Raw genomic sequence first — 19,808 nt, 5'->3', positions numbered from 1 at the left:
ACGTAGACACGTAGATACAATTCGAAATAAAGACAGCCGCCCCCTCGCATCTCATCGTGCGAGGGGGCGGCTGTCTTTGTATGAGGGAGAGTGCTAGGCGGTGATTAGCTACGCCCTGCATCCAGCTCCGAGAGGCGGTAGACCTCGTGGATGGCAGGGTTGCGGCGTAGGATCTGGCAGATAGCTTCGATCTGGCGCGTGTCTAATACCTTCACAGAGATCGTCCCCTGGAACACTCCATCGTGTGCCTTCAAGTCAATAGCTGTGATGCTGACCTTGAAGTCTTCTAAGAAGATCTGCGATATAGCGTTGAGCAGTCCTTTAGAGTCGATCCCTCGGATGACGAGTGTCGTCTCGAAGAGTGGAGTGTGATGTGTGCTCCAGTGTACCGAGAGCAGGCGGTCGCCCTGCACTGTCTTGTATCGTGTCGCCTCGGGGCAGGAGCATTTATGTACGATGACTTCGCCCTCGTCGCTGATGATACCGAGGGCGTCATCGCCAGGGATGGGATGGCAGCAGGGCGCTATCTTATAGTTGAGTAAGCCGTCTTGCTCGATGAGCTCATAGGGATGAGACTTATCAATTGTAGGGCGTTGTACGATCGTACCGCTAAGGGTCTGACCTTCGCGTTCCTTGCTGGAGAAGAGCGAAGAGAAGACACGCGTGACGCGATTACCGCCACTCTTGGGTGTCTTCCCTTGGACGACACGATCAAAGTCTTCGGGGAACTCGAAGGTCCCATCACCGATGTGTCGGAGGAAGGTATCAGGCTTGTCGTAGCGGTAGAGGTGGGTGAGGCGGTTGAGGAGCGAGGAGGTAAGCTGCTCTCCCTGGCTCTTGAGGCGCTCTGCGAGGAGGGCTTCACCCTGTGCGATGGCTTCGCGTTGGCGTCTACGAAGTGCTGTCTCGATCTTGACCTTCGCATAAGCGGTCGCCACGAAGTTGAGCCATCCAGGCTCGGGCTGTACCATCTTACTCGTCAAGATCTCGACTTGATCTCCATTGGAGAGGCGGTAGGAGAGAGGGAGCACCTTGTGATTGACCTTCGCCCCGATACAGGTGTCTCCGAGATCGGTGTGGACAGCATAGGCGAAGTCCAAGACGGAGGCATCAAGTGGTAGGGTGATGGGGCGTCCCTTGGGGGTGAAGACGGTGATGTCGTGGGCGTAGAGACTGAGATGTACCGTGTCGAGGAACTCCATCCCCTTCGAGTCGGGGTGATTGAGGACTTCGCGGATGGTATCCAGCCAGATCTCCAGCTCGTGGTCTTCTTCGACTACATCTCTCTTGTAGCGCCAGTGGGCAGCGAGCCCCTGCTCGGCGATCTCATCCATCCGACGACTACGGATCTGTACTTCGACCCACTGCGCATCAGGGCCCAGCACGGTTAGGTGTAGAGCTTGGTAGCCATTCCCCTTAGGTGTGGAGAGCCAGTCACGCAGGCGGTCGGGGCGATTGCGGTAGATCTCTGTAATAGCCGTGTAGATGTCCCAGCAGCGGTTCTTCTCTGGGTACCCATCTTGACTATCAAAGATGATACGCACGGCAAAGAGGTCATAGACCTCCTCAAAGGGAATCCCCTTAATCTGCATCTTACGCCAGATAGAGAAGCATCCCTTGACACGCGTCTTCATCTCGTAGCTGAGGCCCATAGAGTCAAAGCGTGCCTTCAGTGGTGCAGCGAAGCGATGGAAGAGATCCTCACGACCAGCTTCGCTCTCCTTGACCTTGCGCTTGATCTCTGCGTAGGCCTCAGGGTGCTCGTAGCGGAAGCTGAGGTCCTCCAGTTCGGTTTTGATGGAGAAGAGCCCGAGGCGGTCGGCCAGCGGTGCGTAGAAGAAGGAGGTTTCGCCTGCGATCTTAAGCTGCTTGTCGGGCTTCATCGAGCCGAGCGTGCGCATGTTGTGCAGGCGGTCGGCGATCTTGATGAGGATCACACGGGCATCATCGCCGATAGTCAGTAGGAGCTTTCGGATATTCTGTGCCTGCAGGCTGTCGATGTTCTGCGGTACCTGCTCGGTGGAGATCTTCGTAAGGCCTTCTACGATCTGTGCGATCTTATCCCCGAAGCCTCGGCGAATATCCTCTACGGTGTACTCAGTATCCTCTACGACATCGTGCAGGAGGGCGCAGCAGATCGAGGTAGACCCGAGGCCGATCTCCTTGCATACGATACGAGCCACTGCGATGGGGTGGAGGATGTAGGGCTCTCCGCTGCGCCGGCGTACCAGCCCATGGGCATGACGAGCCAGGCGGAAGGCCTGGTCGATGATCTCAGTCTTCTGTCGGTGAGGCGACGCTATATAGTCCGCTATGAGGGCTTGATACTCTTGGTCGATGAGGGCTTCTTCCTCGGGGGAAAAGCTGAGGCTAATCTGTGCCATGGGTAGAGGTATACCGGAAGGTTAGGGGATTAGAGCTGCATGATCAAGTAGACGGTGTAGGCTATGAAGCCAAGGGCAAGGATCGCACCTTCGCCACGCTTGACTACCCGCTGACCGAAGAGGACTGCGAAGATATAGAGCATGATGCCTGCAGCTATCATGACGAGGAAGTCCAGAGGTGTGACGCCACCGATGCGGATCGGGGTGATGCTGGAGCTGACACCGAGGATAAGGAAGACGTTGAAGATATTTGACCCGACGATATTTCCTACGGCTATCTCGGGCTGCTTCTTGAGGGCAGCTGCGACGGACGTAGCCAGCTCGGGGAGTGATGTGCCAGCAGCTACGATAGTTAGGCCGATGAAGCTCTCGCTCATACCGAAGGTACGTGCAATGCTTGATGCTGAGGTGACGAAGAGGTCACCACCATAGACCAGTGCAGCGAGCCCACCGACGATGAAGACGATGAGGAGCAAGATGGGATAAGGCTTGAGGGGCGTGTTGTCTGCGTGGGGGTCATTGGGGCTATCCTTGGCGATGGCGAAGGTGTAGGTAAGGAAGATGAGGAAGAAGCCCAGCAGGGTAAGCCCTTCTCCTCGTGAGAGGATGTTCTCCGTCGCTCCCGTACCAGCAAAGATCGTATCGTAGGAGAGGAAGAAGAGCACCAAGAAGGAGAGGAGCATCAGAGGTATCTCACGTCGGATGGTACTCTGGGTGATGGTGATCGGAGCTACTACTGCTGTCACCCCACCGATAGCGAGGAGGTTGAAGATATTGGAGCCGACGACGTTCCCCATAGCGATATCAGCATTGCCCTTGAGTGCGGACATGAGGCTGACGATGAGCTCAGGTGCAGAGGTGCCGAAGGCTACGATCGTGAGGCCCACGACCAGAGGCGAGAGCCCCATGCGACGTGCTAAGGTCGAAGCTCCTTCGGTGAGGTAGTTAGCCCCGACTATAATCAGGACGATCCCAAGTAGGAAGAGTAGGATATCTACAAGCATATATACAGAGGTGATAGAGTGGTGTGGACGTGAAGATAGGGGAGTTAGTGACAGCAGCCCGAGCAACCCGAGCAGCCCCCATTGTTCTTGTCGTCTTCCTTCTTCGGGCGAAGCATACGGTAGAGTGCGCGTCCGATGAAGAAGACTACGATAGCAAGGATGATGAGTACAGCTATTTCTTGAGCCATAGGGATATTGCTTAGCCTAAGAGGTGAGCGGTCTGATAGACGATGAAGCAGATGAGCCACGCTATCCCGCAGGAGTAGAGCGCGGAGAAGAGTCCCCACTTCCAGTGACCAGCCTCACGGCCGATTGCGATGAGGGTCGCAACACAAGGGAAGTAAAGCAGGACAAAGAGCATGAAGGTATAGGCGATGATGGGGGTGAAGGAGGGCGAGCCATCAGCACGGACCTCCTGCTTCATACGCGTGGAGAGCTGTGAGAGGGCTTCGTCGCCACCCTCTCCATTACCCGTATAGATGACACCCATTGTGCTGACGACGACCTCCTTAGCCATGAGACCTGATACGATGCTTACGCCCATCTTCCAGTCGAAGCCCAAGGGGCGGATCACGGGTTCACTGAGGTGCCCGATACGCCCGATGATAGACTGCTCTTGGTGGTAGGTGGCGAAGCTATGCTCAAGTGAATCAATGCGAGACTGCTTGATCTCCTCGGGGAGGGTAGACTGGGTGAGTGCTTCGACCTGCTGGTCCTTCTGCTCGCGTAGCTCATTCTGACGAGGATAGTAGCTCATGAACCACACGATGATGGAGGCTGCCAAGATCACCGTACCCATCTTCTGAAGGTACTGCTTGGAGCGCATCCACACGTGGATGGCTACCGAGCGCACTGTCGGGCGACGGTAGGGAGGAAGCTCCATGACGAAGGGGATATCCTCTCCCTTGAAGACAGCGCTCTTTAGTAGTCGGGCTGATATGACCGCCATCAGTACACCGATGAGGTAGAGCGAGAAGAGTACCAAGGTAGCCTGCCAAGGGATGGGGAAGAAGGCGCCAGCTAAGAGCAGATAGACTGGTAGGCGTGCCGAGCAACTCATGAATGGGAGGACGAGCATCGTGATCAGTCTGCTCTTGCGACTCTCGATCATACGGGTACTCATCACGGCTGGTACATTACAGCCAAAGCCCATGATCAGCGGGATGAATGACTTGCCATGTAGGCCCATACGGTGCATAAGCTTGTCCATGATGAAGGCAGCACGGGCCATGTACCCACTATCCTCTAGGAGTGAGATGAAGAGGTAGAGGATGACGATCTGCGGGAGGAAGACGATTACGCCCCCGACACCAGCGATGATACCATCGACGATGAGATCGCGCAGCGGACCTTCACTCATTACTCCACCGACCCATTCACCGAGGGCATTTACCCCAGCATCAATCAGGTCCATCGGGTACTGCCCGAGGGTGAAGGTGAAGAAGAACATCAGCCCCATCAGTAGGAGGAAGAGTGGGAAGCCCCACAGACGGCTGGTGACGATGTCATCAATGCGGTCGGTGAGTGTTCGCTTGCCGGTATGCTTAGGGAAGTAGGTCTCCTTGAGTGCGCCCGAGATGAAGCCATAGCGGGCATCTGTGATCAGTGATTCAGCCTCTTCCTCTGTCTGCTCATAGAGCTTGCGCAGGGCAAAGTCACGAGCGGATAGGAGGAAGCCCCCACGAGGGTAGCGTGAGAGGAGTTGCTTCTCGACCTCGCTGTCGCGCTCGAGGAGCTTGACGGCAGTGGAGCGTGCGACGATAGGATCAGTGATATCGGTATGCTCTCTGATCTTCTTCTCCAGCTCGCTGATGAGAGGCTCGAGGAGTGAGCCATAGGGGATGCGTAGGGGGCGGAGCTTACCAGTCTCTATGTCGACCAGCTGCTCATCACCTTCCTTCAGTCCCTTTGCCAAGCTAATAATCTCATCAAATAGAGCTTCCAGCCCCAGACCCGTGCGACAGATCGTCGGGATCATCGGGACACCGAGAAGACGCGAGAGGCGAGGGTAGTCGAAGTACTCCTTGCGCTGCATGAACTCGTCGAACATATTCAGTGCGACGACGACAGGTAGTCCAAGCTCCTTGATCTGAAGCGTGAGGTAGAGGTTGCGCTCGATATTGCAGGTATCTACGACGTTGAGCACCAGATCGGGGCGCTCCTTACCCGTAAGATAGTTACGGATGTAGACCTCTTCGGGGCTATAAGGGGAGAGGGAGTAGGAACCTGGTAGGTCGATGAGCTCGATACGGTAGCCTCCATAGTATATGTACCCACTCTTAGCCTCGATGGTTACACCGCTGTAGTTCCCCACGTGCTCGTGGGCACCACTGGCTTGGTTGAAGAGGGAGGTCTTCCCGCAGTTGGGGTTGCCGAGGAGGGCGATGCGTAGGGTGGGGAGCTCGCGGGTCTTGATATGTCCCAGCTCCATACGGTGGAGGCTGTGCAGCTCGGGATCTGGAAGTAGCTCTTGCGGGGCATCAACGGTATCAGTCTGCTCCTCGAAAGGCTCGAGAAGACGGACCTCAATGCGCTCTGCATCGCAGTGTCGGAGCGAGACATTATAGTCCAGGATCTTGTAGTATATAGGATCTCGAAGGGGAGCATTGTGCACGGCCATAATCTCCTTGCCTTGCACGAAGCCCATCTCAAGGATGCGCTTGCGGAAAGCACCAGATCCACCGACTCGTAGGATGACCGCCTTCTGCCCGGTCTGTAGTTGAGCTAAGTTCATGTCTACAAAGTTATGCAAAAAGCCGTACTCATCTCGAGAGGGACCTGCTGAAGAAAAGGTCTTGCTTTTGCTCTCTGCTCCCCCCTCAGCTTTACTATAATTATGGGGCCTTCTTTTCGAGAGGGGAGAATTTGTCGCTACGTCTCCTGATCGTATAGTGAAAGGGAGATTGGTATGCTCTTCGATAGTGAGATGTATATAGGGTTTGCGGGGATTGTTCTATCGGTGGATGATGTGAACCAGTACTGGTCACTCGTCCGACCAGTACTGGTTGATGATAGTTACCAGTACTGGTCCGCAGTGCGACCAGTACTGCTCGCTTCGCTGACCAGTACTGGTTCTTTTTGTGACTTCTGAAAGTCACTGTATGTACGTATCTCTGATACCCTATATAATATAGGTCTGGATATCATCAGCCTGATGCTTGGGCTGAGGTGAGTGGATTCCTGGGAGCTGCTTCTCTTAGGTGTGGTACGTGATGACGGGACGCCCCTATACCTTATATTATATATGTAGGAGATGCTTGTGTCTCTTGGTGGAGAATGTTAAAGGTTGCACAGGTGCGCGGAGAGTGTGCTAAGTGTGAATATTGCGCTTAGTAGTTTGCAATTCGAATGTTTATTATATCTTTGCATCGAAAGCGATGAGATGAGTGGTCTAAGGCGATGCACTACCACTCTCTTTAGCCTACACCATAGTAGTATAGACTACATTTAACTAACCTCTTTAGCGTTATGCAAGAACAGCCCCAATTTAAGTCAGGCGTGTGGGAAGTCGAACTCAACGTCCGCGACTTCGTTTCTCAGAATGTCACCCCTTATGATGGTGACTCCTCCTTCCTCTCCGGCCCTACGGAGAAGACCAAGCGCGTCTGGGAGCACTGCCTCCAGGCTCTTAAGGAAGAGCGCGAAAACCCACATGGTGTACGCTCTATCGATACCAGCACGGTTTCTGGTATCACGGCGTTCGCTCCAGGCTATATTGATAAGGATAACGAAGTTATCGTTGGTCTGCAGACTGACCAGGTCCTTCGTCGTGCCATGAAGCCCTTCGGTGGGTACAAGGTCGTCGAGAAGGCCGTCCATGAGAATGGTCTCGAAGTGGACCCCCGCGTTACCGATATCTTCACCCACTACCGCAAGACCCACAATGATGGTGTCTTCGATGTATATACCGACGAGATCCGCTCCTTCCGTAGTAACAGCTTCCTCACGGGGCTGCCTGACAACTATGCTCGTGGCCGTATCATCGGTGACTACCGCCGTCTGGCTCTCTATGGGGCTGATCGTCTCATCGCTTGGAAGAAGGAAGACCTCGCTGGCATCCACGGTCCTATGACCGAGCACACGATCCGTCTGCGCGAAGAAGTCGCTGAGCAGATCCGCGCTCTGAAGAAGATCGTAGAGATGGCCGCTGGCTATGGCTTCGATGTTCGTCGTCCCGCTTACACCGCAGCTGAAGCTGTACAGTGGGTTTACTTCGCTTACCTCGCTGCTATCAAGGATCAGGACGGTGCTGCTATGTCTCTCGGGAACGTATCGAGCTTCCTTGATATCTACATCCAGTATGACCTCGACCACGGCACGCTGACCGAAGAGCTCGCTCAGGAGCTGATCGACCAGTTCGTCATCAAGCTCCGTATGGTTCGCCACCTGCGTATGGACTCATACAACGAGATCTTCGCTGGTGACCCCACGTGGGTAACTGAGTCTATCGGTGGTCGCCTCTTCGACGGCCGTCACAAGGTCACGAAGACGAGCTTCCGTTTCCTCCAGACTCTCTACAACCTCGGCCCAAGCCCCGAGCCCAACCTCACGGTCCTCTGGAGCCCCTCGCTCCCCGAAGGCTTCAAGGAGTTCGCTGCTCAGGTGTCTATCGATACGTCTTCTATCCAGTATGAGAACGACGACCTGATGCGCTCTACCCGCCACTCTGATGACTATGGTATCGCTTGCTGCGTATCTTATCAGGAGATCGGTAAGCAGATCCAGTTCTTCGGTGCACGTACCAACCTCGCTAAGGCTCTGCTCCTGGCTGTCAATGGTGGTCGCTGCGAAATCTCTGGTACGCTCATGGTCGAAGGGATCCCCGAACTCAAGGGTGACGTCCTTGACTTCAACCAGGTCTGGGATAACTACCTCAAGGTCCTCAAGGTCATCGCTCGCGTCTACAACGACTCGATGAATATCATCCACTATATGCACGACAAGTATTACTACGAGGCTGCACAGATGGCATTCATCGATACCGATCCTAAGATCAACCTCGCTTATGGTGTCGCTGGTCTCTCGATCGCAGCTGACTCACTCTCGGCTATCCGTTATGCTAAGGTGACGCCTATCCGCAACGAACAGGGTCTGACCGAAGACTTCAAGATCGAAGGTGAGTTCCCCTGCTACGGTAACGACGACGATCGTGCCGATACGATCGCTTACGACATCACCCACATCTTCTCTGGTCTCCTCAAGGAGCTTCCCGTGTACAAGAACGCTGAGCCTACGCTCTCTGTCCTGACGATCACCTCTAACGTGATGTACGGTAAGAAGACGGGTGCTACGCCTGACGGTCGTGGTAAGGGTGTTGCCTTCGCTCCAGGTGCTAACCCCATGCACGGTCGTGACAACCACGGTGCTATCGCTTCGCTCAGCTCAGTAGCTAAGCTCGACTACACCGATGCTGCCGACGGTATTAGTAACACCTTCAGCATCATCCCTCACTCTCTCGGCTCCAGCAAGAGCGAGCAGAATGAGAACCTCATCTCGATGATGGACGGCTACTTCACCAAGGGTGCACACCACCTCAATGTGAACGTCCTGAATCGTGAGATGCTCGAGGATGCTATGGTACACCCTGAGAACTATCCTCAGCTGACGATCCGTGTCTCTGGCTATGCTGTGAACTTCGTCAAGCTCAGCCGTGAGCACCAGCTCGAGGTCATTTCGCGCTCCTTCCACAAGCGCATGCGCTAAGGCGGGGAGTTCTCCGATTACCTATTAAATAGTAGCGGGCGAAGGATCAGTGTCGACCCTTCGCCCGCTCTTTTTATAGCTCGCTATGCTACGTATCCACTCCTTTGAATCCATGGGGACCTTCGATGGTCCAGGGCTTCGCTTAGTGGTATTCCTCCAGGGATGCAACTTCCAGTGCCTCTATTGTGCCAATCCTGATACCATCCCTATTGGGAAGGGAGGAAAGCTCATTGAGGAGGCTGAGGTCCTACGACGGGCTATTAGTGAGCGCCCTTTCTTTGGGAAGCGTGGGGGGATTACCTTCAGCGGAGGAGAACCCACCGTGCAGGCGCAGGCACTCATCCCTCTCTGTCGCCAGCTCAAGGAAGAGGGGATACATATCTGCCTCGACACTCAGGGTAGCATCCGCAATGCTTATGTGGACGAGCTCCTCTCGATCGTCGATATAGTCTTGCTTGACTGCAAGCACGTCTTACCCGAAGGGCATCGTCGCCTGACGACTCAGTCCAACACGAATACATTTGCTACGGCGGAGCAGCTTCGACAGATGGGGAAGCCCGTGCGTATGCGCTATGTGCTTGTACCAGGCTATAGCGATCAGCCCGAGGCGCTCCATGCTCTTGGAGAGCGCTTCGGTAGCTATGAGAACATCGAGCGTCTGGAGCTCTTGCCCTACCATACCTATGGTAAGCATAAGTATGAGACGCTGGGACGGGAGTACCCATTAGAGCATATCCATGAGCCTACACCAGGGGAGGTGTATGCTGCTCGGGAGATCCTTGAGCAGTACTTCCCAGTAGTCTGGACTCAGTAGCAGGAGCAGGCCATAGGTATTGTTATCAGAATAGGATAGGGAGGATGAGCCGATAGAGGTTCATCCTCCCTATTTGCTGTTTAGGTATTGGGCGAAAACGATCGCCTCAAGGGCGACCTCTTGTAGGAGCTTCATCAACCTATATTGGTCGTTGGGTGAACCTATATAGGTTGTCCTGACGAGCTATATAGGTCAGTGCCGTGACCAATATAGGTTCACCCAACGACCAATATAGGTTGGTATCTCCCTCATCTGTGGGGCTGGTTTGCCTTCTTGGGAGGTGTAGCTTTCGGCATAGAGGAGAAAGCGATGAAAGAGATTCCTTAGATGGGGACTACAGCATGGAAAGGCGGCACTATATTCCTTTCTATAAGACTTTGTCTGTGGATGTGGGGGATCATGAGCCGTTGTGCAGGTATGGAGTGGCTATTTGGTGAAATCCTCGTATCTTTGTGTACTACTTCTTGAGTATCTGTGCGTTCTTTGTCCTACTTCCCTGAGTCCTCTGGGCTATGAGTAAGGCCACAGAAGAGGAGTAAGCGACTTGAAATTATGATCAATAGAGTACTAATACGCACCCGTGTACTTCAGGTGGCTTATGCTCACCTGCATCGTGGTGAGCTGAAGCTGACCGCTGCTGAGCAGGATCTCTTGCTCAGTCTCCATCGCACGTACGACCTTTACCTCTTCCTCCTACAGCTTATCCCTTCCTTCACGGAGTTCTACCGTGAGGTGCTTGAGATCCGTAAGAATAAGCATCTTGCGACTAAGGCAGAGCGTAGCCCCAATCTGCGCCTTCTGGAGAATCGCTTGGCTGCTAAGCTTGCGGTATCAGAGAAGCTGAATGCGTGGTATGAGGGCTTTAGCCTCCGCTGGGAGGAAGATGAAGCACTCCTGCGCCACCTCCTCCGTCGCATCGAAGCTTCGGATATCTATGCAAATTATCTCAAGGCTACTGAGGTAGGCTTTGAAGAGGATCGTGCCTTCTGGGTCGATGTCTTTACACAGATCATTACGACAGATGAGATGCTCGCCGAATGGCTGGAGCAGCATTCGATCTACTGGCAGGATGACTTGAGAGAAGTCGAGAAGGCTGAGGTCGAAGATCGTCCCGCTACGGAAGATGAAGCGCTACAGGCTGCCCTCAATGAGGCTCGCGAGGCGGGTGCTTATCAGAGTGCTCGCTTGGAGAATGGTCCTGTAGAAGTCGTGAAGGACTTCGTCGAGAAGACTCTGCGCAAGAGCGAAGAGGATACTGCCATTGACGATGATATCCGTCCGGCCTTCAAGGATGAGGATGATGAGCGCTTTGCTCGTCTGCTCTTCCGTCAGACCCTGCTGAAGTACAATGATCAGATGAAGCTCATCGAGCCTGTGCTGAGTGCAGGGTGGAGTAGTGAGCGTCTGGCAGATATTGATGCTCTGCTGCTCAATCTCGCTGTGACGGAGTTCCTCTACTTCCCTCTTATCCCTACTCAGATCACGATCAATGAGTATGTCGAGCTGGCAAAGCACTACTCGACGAACCATAGCGCCTCCTTCGTCAATGGTGTCCTTGACGCCTTGGCACGAAAGCTGAAGGAGGAAGGGAAGATACTCAAGTAGTATATAGTCCTCCATAGTAACGCAGAATATTCACCCAATACTTAATACACATAACGAATGGAAATGATTCTCCTCCAGGCCGCAGGACAAAATGGTGGCAGCCCCTTCTCTTCTGTCATCATGGTGGTTGCGATCGGCTTGATTCTCTGGCTTTTTATGATCCGTCCCCAGCAGAAGCGTCAGAAGGAACTGCAGCAGAAGCGTGATGCACTCGGCATCAACGATCGTATCGTGACCTCTGGTGGCCTCTATGGGGTGATCAAGGATATCAAGCAGACCGAGTTTGTCGTCGAGATCGCCGATGGAGTACGTGTCCGTGTCGATAAGGGCTCTGTCTTCCCTGCAGGGGATCCCGAGGCAGCTGCCAAGTAGCCTACAGCCTACGGTCTCATAAATATAAGAGGCTGCCTGCTACAAGTGTGCGGGCAGCCTCTCTTCATATCCGCCGTGTGATCGTGCGGACCAATGTCTACGAGCTATGCGATTAGATCTGAAGAACTCCCCTCCGAGAGTCCCATTATCAGCCCGAAAGCTGAACTCCTCTCCGCCCAAGCGTCGTAGGAGTAGGGAGCTCTTTATCTTCCTCGTCTTTGTCTTGCTCTCTGCTACCTTCTGGTTCGTGCAGAGCCTTCAGCGTCGCTTTACCTATACGCTGCATATCCCCGTGGTATATGATTCCATCCCACCTGAGGTGGGTATGCAGACGAAGCTACCTGAGTACATTGAGGTCAGCTTAGAGGATGAAGGGGGGCATCTCTTGGAGTATACGACTCGTGGACTGGCGCCTATCCGCCTTCGTCTGCAGCGTGATCATCAGATCATCGCGGGCTTCTCGCTTTCGGCTTCTGCCCTCTCGGGTGAAGTGCGGAGCCGACTCGCTACATCAGCTCGTGTCATCTCCATCTCGCCCGCTTCAATTAATGCGACGGCTTACCGTCGTCATCGTAAGGTGCTTCCGATCACGTTGGGAAGTTTGCCGCAGGTCGCTACGGGCTATGCCATCGGTGATATTGAGCTTACCCCAACGGAGATCACCGTATTTGCTTCGGGGAAGGCCTTAGACACGTTGACAACGATTCTTACAGCTCCCTTTGAGGAGCATATGCTGAAGGCGACGACGACGACGAAGGTACGCCTTCTCCTCCCCGATGGAGTATATGCCTCGACCAATGTAGTGCAGGTCCATGTCCCCGTAGAGCAACTTACGGAGCAGACCTTCACACTCCCCGTCGAGGTGACAGGTGCTCCAGAGGGATTCGTTCTTCTGCCCTTACCTCGAGTAGCTACGATCCAGCTCACGCTACCTCGCTCTCGCTACAAGGATATTAAGCCTGAGGAGCTGAAGATCGCTGTAGCTTATCCCGATCTCGTGACGGCTGGCAATGCTTCTGGGGAAACTCCTCGTCAGCTCCCCATCTCCCTTGTGCAGAAGCCTGATTGGCTCAAGCACTATCGCTTGACTCCTGACCGTGTGCAGTATGTCATCGAAGAGCGCAAGTAGTCCTCTGCATTCAGCTCGTACCTCTCATGGCATCTACACGCTGGGGGTCGCAGGGGGGATAGGTAGCGGAAAAAGTTACATAGCTCGCCTACTTGAGGAGCGTGGCATCCCCGTCTATGATACCGATAGCCGTGCTAAGGCCCTCTACGATACTGATGGAGAGCTCCGAGACGCGATGATTGCCCTTTGCGGTGCAGGTATCTATGCTCCTTCGGGATTACTGGATCGGAAGGCGCTAGCATCACTGATCTTCACCGATCGCTCTCTTCTGGAGCAAGTCAATGCCCTCGTACATCCCGCTGTGCGTCGCGACTTTGTCGCTTGGCGTGAAGGACTCAGCGCAGAAGGGAAACGCTTGTGTGCCTTAGAGAGTGCCTTGCTTCTGGATGCTGGCCTTGATGCCTATACCGATGGTGTCTTGGCTGTCCTTGCTGATGATACGCTTCGTTTGCAGCGAGCTATGATGCGTGATGGTGTAGGTGAGGAAGCTGTCCGTGCTCGCATGCAGCATCAGATGTCTCAGGAGGAATTAGCTCAGCGTGCAGACTACCTGATATATAATGATGAGGCTCATCCTCTCATCCCCCAACTTGATAGTCTCTTTGATAAGCTCCTCGACTGAACTCTCTCAGTGGCTATTCACTCAAATATCCCTATTTTTGCACCCATCAAGGGAGGCAGCCAGCCTTCCGCTCAAATAAGATCCTATATGTTGAAGACTATTCTCTCTATCTCAGGCAAGCCTGGACTCTATCGTCTCCTCTCCTCCGGCAAGAATACGCTCATCGTCGAGTCTCTCCAGACTAAGAAGCGTATCCCCGTTCTGCCCAAGGACCGTGTGGTATCGCTTGGTGATATCTCCATGTTCACTGACGGCGAAGATATTGCTCTCTCGGAAGTCCTCACGCGTCTCCATGAGAAGCAGGCTGGTGTAGCAGTGTCTGAAGAACTCCTCAAGGATAGCGATGCGCTACGCAACTCGTTCGGTGAAGTGATTCCTAACTTTGACCGCGAGCGTGTCTACACCTCGGACATCAAGAAGCTTTATACTTGGTACAACATCCTCATCGAGGCCGGTATCACGGACTTTGCAGACCAGGACGAAGCAGAGTAAGCTCTCGGCTATCTGAAAGAATCATTGTGTCACCGCACGCAGCTATCCCAGCTGTGTGCGGTGGCTTTTTATATCCATCCTTAACGACATCATACTCTACTTGATATATCTAAGATAGATAACATGGAGTAGGGTGGATCTATTCATTTTGCCTATCAAAAGAGTGATATTCTCGCTAAATCACCTGTTTATAGGTAGCAGCTATTGATAGGATAAATGAAGGGATAGCTCCAGGTTATTAAAATGCGCGGTGGAGGAGTGAACCATCTGATTCTCTTTATGTTTTATAATTGAAAGTCGCATTTCTGACTCTTGATTGACTTGCTAAAAGCCTCGTTTGGGCCTCAAAATAAGATGCAAATTCTCTTAAAATAGGGTCCGAGGAGCGGTGAAAACTCGTCTGAAGGGGCTGCGGTGTGATGGGATTTATGCGTAATGCATATCTTTGCATAGTCAATATGACAATACAGAGGGTTAATGCGGATTATTTTCCCTTATTAGAGCATAGAGATGCTCCTGAATCACGACGTATGAGCCTGTAGTAGTGCTCCTCTTGAACGCTAAGACGGAGGTATCTGCCGAGGCATTGCAGAAATAGAAGATCAAATAAGTATCTAAATAGAATACAGTTATGGCTAAACTCAAGAAAGAAGAACTGCTGGAGATGTACCGCAAGATGGAGGACATCCGCAACTTCGACAACAAGGTCAACCAGCTGGTGCGTCGTGGGGAAGTCCCTGGTATGACGCACTTTTCCGTGGGCGAAGAAGCCGCTAATGTCGGTGCTATCGCTGGTCTGGAGAAGGGAGACCTCATTACCTCCAACCACCGTGGCCACGGTCAGAGTATTGCTATGGGCATTGACCTGAATGGTATGATGGCTGAGATCATGGGTAAGGCAAATGGTGTCTGTAAGGGTAAGGGTGGCTCGATGCACATCGCAGATGTCGATGCCGGTAACCTCGGTGCCAATGGGATCGTCGGTGGCGGTATGGGTATCGCTATCGGTGCAGCCCTCACTCAGAAGATGAAGAACACGGGTAAGATCGTCGTATGCTGCTTCGGTGACGGCGCTACTAATGAAGGTTCTTTCCATGAAACGCTGAACATGGCAGCCATCTGGAATCTCCCCGTAATCTTCTATTGTATCAACAACGGCTATGGTATCTCTACGCCTATCAGCTCTGTGATGCGTACGAAGCACGTCTATGAGCGTGCTGCAGCCTATGGTGTCCCTGGCGTCTTCATCGAAGATGGTAATGACCTCTTAGCTGTACGTGAGACGATGGACAAGGTGATCAAGGATGTGCGCGCTGGCAAGGGGCCTGTCCTCGTCGAAGCTATCTCCTACCGCTGGTACGGTCACTCGACCTCTGACCCTGGTAAGTATCGTACGAAGGAAGAGGTAGACGAGTGGAAGAAGAAGGATCCTATCCTCAAGTTCCGTAACTACCTGCTTGATAAGAAGCTTGCTAAGGCTGAGGAGCTCGATGCTATCGAAGCTGCAAGCCACAAGGCCATTGACGCTGCCGTAGAGTACGGTCGCAAGGGTCCCGAGCCCTCTCCTGAGTCGGCCTTCGAAGATATCTTCACCGAATAGGCCACTGCTCTTCACTAACCCTAAGAAAAAGAATAAACTATTATGATAGAAGGACAAGAAACAAAGGTGATGTCCGTGCGTGACGCCATCATCGAAGCGATGAGCGAAGAGATGCGTCGCGATGAGAACGTCTTCCTTATGGGTGAAGATGTCGGCGTCTATGGTGGTGACTTCGGTACCTCAGTAGGTATGCTGGAGGAATTCGGCAGTGAGCGTGTACGTGACACGCCTATCTCCGAGAACGCTATCTCGGGTTGTGCTGTCGGTGCTGCTCTGACGGGGATGCGTCCTATCGTCGACGTGACCTTCATGGACTTCGTCGTGTATATGATGGACAACATCGTGAACCAGGCTGCTAAGACCCGCTATATGTATGGTGGTAAGGGTTCAGTGCCCGTTGTCTTCCGCTGCGCTGCTGGCTCGGGTCTGGGCTCTGCTGCTCAGCACTCTCAGAGTCTCGAATCATGGTTCTGCCACATCCCTGGTCTCAAGGTCGTAGCTCCAGGTACCCCTGCAGATGTCAAGGGGCTGCTGAAGGCCGCTATCCGTGACAACAACCCTGTGATCTTCCTTGAGTACAAGGCTCAGTACAACATGAAGGGTGAGGTACCTACCTCTCCTGACTTTGTCCTGCCCATTGGCAAGGCTGATATCAAGCGTGTCGGTAAGGATGTCACTGTGGTTACCTATGGCCGTATGCTGGAGCGCGTCCTCAAGGCTGCTGACAAGGCTGCTGAGAAGGGTATCGAGGTCGAAGTGGTTGACCTCATGACGCTGGCTCCGCTGGATCGTGAGACGATCATTGAGTCTGTCCGCAAGACAGGTCGTGTACTCCTCGTAAACGATGCTCACAAGACGGGTGGTTTCCTCGGTGAGATCGCAGCTTCTATCGCTGAGAGCGGTGCCTTCGACTATCTCGATAGCCGCATCCTGCGTCTGGCTGCTGAGGATATCCCCACGCCTTACAACCACTCTCTCGAGGTCGCTATGCTCCCCGATGTTGATCGCATCCTGAAGTATATCGAGCGCCTCTACGACAAGCGCTAATCGTCGCACACGAAGATACTATCCGCGTATAGCCCTCTACCCCAATCACAGGTGAGGGCTATACGTCATAAGAATAATCTGAATATGGGAAATGATAAACTAAGAGCCACACCTGCAGCTCGCTCATTGGCTCACCGCATGGGAGTCGACCTGAATGCGATCGCAGGCTCTGGCTACAAGGGGCGTATCCACGCTGAGGACGTAGCTGAATTCAGCTACGAGAAGGCAGGTGGCATCACTCCTCTGGCTAAGAAGATCGCTGATGCCTTTGGCATTGATACCTCTACGATTAAGGGGACGGGCTTCCGTGGGAAGATCACGCGATCTGATGTAGCTGCTGTCCTTGGAGATCGCTATTACCCCAACCTCGAGGGGATCATCGATCCCTTTACGCTGGATAAGCCTGCTGCTCCTGCCGCTGCTCCAGCTGCTGCACCTGCTGCACCTGCAGCCACTCCCGCTGCTTCTGCTCAGGCTCCTGCATCTGCCGCCTCTTCAATTGCTGCAGCTCCAGGTGAAGTCGAGATCGTACCAATGAACATGATGCGTCGCGTCATCGCTAAGCGTATGGCCGATAGCTACTTCTCTGCTCCTACCTTCGTCCTGAACTATGAGGTGGATATGTACGAAGCTACGAAGCTACGCAAGCAGCTCCTTGAGCCTATCAAGGAGAAGACGGGCAAAAAGCTCACTGTCACGGATATCATCTCCATCGCTGTTGTGCGCACGCTGATGAATCACCCCTATATCAATGCTTCACTCTCTGCTGATGGCTCACAGATCGAGCTTCACAACTATGTGAACCTCGCTATGGCAGTCGGTATGGATGAAGGCCTTCTGGTGCCTGTAGTTCATGGGGCAGAGAAGCTTGGCCTCGTAGACTTGATGCTCCGTCTCAAGGACATCACCGAGCGTGCTGTTGGCAAGAAGCTTACCCCACAGGATCAGGAAGGTAGCACCTTCACCATCTCCAACCTGGGTATGTATGGTGTCGAGTCCTTCACCTCGATCATCAACCAGCCTAACTCCGCTATCCTCTCCATAGCAGGGACTAAGGAAATGCCCGTCGTACGCAACGGCGAGGTCGTCATCCGTCCCATTATGAAGATGAGCTTGACCAGCGACCACCGTGTCATCAATGGTCTTGGCGCAGCTAAGTTCATGCAGGAGCTGAAGGCTACCCTGGAGTCTCCACTCCCTCTCCTCGTTTAAATCAACCACTCGAACCACAAAAGAAGATCCTAAATAGATATGGCAACAGAGATCATCATGCCCAAGACGGGCTTAGATATGACCGAAGGTGAGATCGTCAGCTGGCGCAAGAACGAGGGAGACCCCGTACAGGCTGGTGAAGTCCTCCTCGAAATCATGACCGACAAGACGAGCATGGAGCTCGAAGCTGAAGCTTCGGGTGTGCTCCTCAAGATTACTCACCAGGCTGGTGAGACGGTACCCATCGCTGAAGTTATTGGTTACATCGGTGAAGCTGGCGAAAGCCTTGAGACCGTCCGCACCAAGGATGAGATCGTACCTGAAAAGCAGGAAGGTCCTAAGCACGAAGGTGCTGCACTTCCTCTGGTACATCTCGAAGGCTCCTACCACCTCTGCGTCATCGGTGGTGGCCCTGCTGGCTACGTAGCTGCTATCCGTGCTGCACAGCTCGGTGCTAAGGTCGCTATCGTTGAGAAGGCTGAGTTCGGTGGTACCTGCCTCAACAAGGGCTGTATCCCTACCAAGACGTTCCTCCGCAACGCTGAGATCCTCGACGGTGTAGCACAGGCTGCAGCTCGTGGTATCAACTTCGCTGACACCAGCTTCTCTGTCGATATGAAGAAGCTTGTCTCTTACAAGAACAGCGTAGTGAAGAAGCTCACGGGCGGTGTCTACTCGCTGCTCAAGAGCAACGGTGTCGAAGTCTTCCGCGGTGTCGGTAAGATCAACCGTGACAAGGACGTCGTCGTCGATGGTAAGGACATCATCAAGGCTGACAAGATCATCCTCGCTGGTGGCTCTAAGGTAGGTCGTCTGCCTATCCCTGGTCTCGATCATCCTGCAGTCCTGACCAGTGACGATATCCTCAGCCTCGAAGAACGTCCAGAAAGCCTCGTCGTCATCGGCGGTGGTGTCATCGGTGTCGAAATGGCTGAAGCCCTCGTCTCCCTCGGTACGAAGGTGACGATCATCGAGATGGCTGACTACATCATCCCTGCTCTTGATAAGGAAGTCTCTAAGACGCTCCGTAGCGAACTCGAAAAGCGTGGTATCAAGATCCTGACTGGTGCTGCTATCGAAAAGATCGAAGACCGCTCGGGCAAGCTCGCTGCTATCCTCAAGGATGGTACGGCTATCGAAGCTGAAAAGGCTCTGCTCTCTATCGGTCGTGTGCCTGACCTCGAAGGGGTCGGTGAGATCGAATTCGAAATCGAGCGCGGTCGCATCAAGGTCGACAAGTTCATGGAGACCAGCGTCAAGGGCATCTATGCTCCTGGTGATGTCAACGGTCTGAAGATGCTTGCTCACACGGCATTCCGTATGGGTGAGGTCGCTGCTGAGAACGCTCTGCAGGGCAACGAACGTGCACTCAAGATGCTCTCCGCTCCTTCTGTAGTCTATACGCGCCCCGAGGTTGCTATGGTCGGTCTGACCGAAGACCAGGCACGTGAGAAGTATGGAGATGTCCGCATCGGTAAGTTCGCCTTCGCAGCTAACGGTCGTGCACTCGCTTCTGGTGAAACGGAAGGCTTCGTCAAGGTTGTCCTCGATAATAAGTACGGTGAGATCCTTGGTATCCACATCATCGGTGCTATGGCTGCTGAAATGATCAGCCAGGCTTCGCTGATCATGGAGATGGAAGCTACCGCTGAGGAAGTCATCGCTACGATCTACGGGCACCCCACCTACTCCGAAGCTCTCTATGAAGCTATAGCTGACGCTCTGGGTCTGGCTATTCACCTTCCCGCTAAGAAGAAGTAACTTCTCGTAGAGCTCTTTGTAGCTCTATGCTCTGATAAGACAAGCCTCCCCACTGCTTTTATA

General features: G+C 53.5%; 15 protein-coding genes. 11 read left to right on the top strand and 4 right to left on the bottom strand.

Translation table 11 applies throughout. The features are described from left to right. Window positions 1–104: 104 nt before the first annotated feature. From IEX77_RS02165 to feoB, 4 genes are read right to left on the bottom strand one after another with little or no spacing between them, the layout of a single operon-like run. On the bottom strand, window positions 105–2,384 hold the full coding sequence (locus IEX77_RS02165; RefSeq protein ID WP_188807501.1) for a RelA/SpoT family protein: 2,280 nt from the start codon (window positions 2,382–2,384) through the stop codon (window positions 105–107). A gap of 29 nt (window positions 2,385–2,413) precedes the next feature. Beyond that, window positions 2,414–3,388 (bottom strand): calcium/sodium antiporter, encoded by a 975-nt coding sequence (locus IEX77_RS02160; protein ID WP_188807500.1) that lies wholly within the window; start codon window positions 3,386–3,388, stop codon window positions 2,414–2,416. 44 nt (window positions 3,389–3,432) lie between these two features. After that, entirely contained in the window at window positions 3,433–3,576 is a 144-nt protein-coding gene (locus IEX77_RS02155) for a FeoB-associated Cys-rich membrane protein (protein ID WP_044114456.1), read from the bottom strand. Between the two features lie 11 nt (window positions 3,577–3,587). Further along, window positions 3,588–6,122: a ferrous iron transport protein B gene (feoB, locus tag IEX77_RS02150; protein WP_188807499.1), complete on the bottom strand. Its 2,535-nt coding sequence runs from the start codon at window positions 6,120–6,122 to the stop codon at window positions 3,588–3,590. Between the two features lie 734 nt (window positions 6,123–6,856). Here feoB and pflB point away from each other — a divergent pair. The 11 genes from pflB (at window position 6,857) to lpdA (ending at window position 19,745) form a co-directional block, all read left to right on the top strand. Next, the gene (gene pflB, locus IEX77_RS02145) at window positions 6,857–9,091 is read left to right on the top strand and encodes a formate C-acetyltransferase (RefSeq protein WP_188807498.1); all 2,235 of its coding nucleotides are present in this window, start codon (window positions 6,857–6,859) and stop codon (window positions 9,089–9,091) included. Between the two features lie 85 nt (window positions 9,092–9,176). Then, window positions 9,177–9,905: a pyruvate formate-lyase-activating protein gene (gene pflA / locus IEX77_RS02140; RefSeq protein ID WP_188807497.1), complete on the top strand. Its 729-nt coding sequence runs from the start codon at window positions 9,177–9,179 to the stop codon at window positions 9,903–9,905. A 552-nt stretch (window positions 9,906–10,457) separates the two neighbouring features. After that, window positions 10,458–11,510 carry a transcription antitermination factor NusB gene (gene nusB / locus IEX77_RS02135; RefSeq protein WP_188807496.1) on the top strand — a complete coding sequence of 351 codons (1,053 nt, stop codon included), beginning with the start codon at window positions 10,458–10,460 and terminating at the stop codon, window positions 11,508–11,510. Between the two features lie 57 nt (window positions 11,511–11,567). Next, window positions 11,568–11,882: a preprotein translocase subunit YajC gene (yajC, locus tag IEX77_RS02130; protein ID WP_188807495.1), complete on the top strand. Its 315-nt coding sequence runs from the start codon at window positions 11,568–11,570 to the stop codon at window positions 11,880–11,882. A 106-nt stretch (window positions 11,883–11,988) separates the two neighbouring features. Beyond that, entirely contained in the window at window positions 11,989–13,011 is a 1,023-nt protein-coding gene (locus IEX77_RS02125; protein ID WP_188807494.1) for a CdaR family protein, read from the top strand. Next, window positions 12,989–13,633, top strand: coding sequence for a dephospho-CoA kinase (coaE, locus tag IEX77_RS02120; protein ID WP_188807493.1), 645 nt, complete (start codon window positions 12,989–12,991; stop codon window positions 13,631–13,633). Before IEX77_RS02125 ends, coaE begins: the two co-directional genes overlap by 23 nt. A gap of 87 nt (window positions 13,634–13,720) precedes the next feature. After that, window positions 13,721–14,125 carry a DUF5606 family protein gene (locus IEX77_RS02115; protein ID WP_188807492.1) on the top strand — a complete coding sequence of 135 codons (405 nt, stop codon included), beginning with the start codon at window positions 13,721–13,723 and terminating at the stop codon, window positions 14,123–14,125. A gap of 631 nt (window positions 14,126–14,756) precedes the next feature. Beyond that, on the top strand, window positions 14,757–15,725 hold the full coding sequence (locus IEX77_RS02110; protein WP_044114448.1) for a thiamine pyrophosphate-dependent dehydrogenase E1 component subunit alpha: 969 nt from the start codon (window positions 14,757–14,759) through the stop codon (window positions 15,723–15,725). Window positions 15,726–15,767: 42 nt separating this feature from the next. Beyond that, window positions 15,768–16,772 (top strand): alpha-ketoacid dehydrogenase subunit beta, encoded by a 1,005-nt coding sequence (locus IEX77_RS02105; protein WP_188807491.1) that lies wholly within the window; start codon window positions 15,768–15,770, stop codon window positions 16,770–16,772. 84 nt (window positions 16,773–16,856) lie between these two features. Then, window positions 16,857–17,984, top strand: a complete 1,128-nt coding sequence (locus tag IEX77_RS02100) for a 2-oxo acid dehydrogenase subunit E2 (protein ID WP_188807490.1) — start codon at window positions 16,857–16,859, stop codon at window positions 17,982–17,984. A 39-nt stretch (window positions 17,985–18,023) separates the two neighbouring features. Then, entirely contained in the window at window positions 18,024–19,745 is a 1,722-nt protein-coding gene (gene lpdA / locus IEX77_RS02095; protein ID WP_188807489.1) for a dihydrolipoyl dehydrogenase, read from the top strand. Window positions 19,746–19,808 lie beyond the last annotated feature (63 nt).

The organism is Porphyromonas pasteri, assembly GCF_014647755.1.
GTDB classification, from domain to species: Bacteria; Bacteroidota; Bacteroidia; order Bacteroidales; family Porphyromonadaceae; genus Porphyromonas; species Porphyromonas pasteri.
This window is presented reverse-complemented; position numbering and strand designations above follow the sequence as displayed.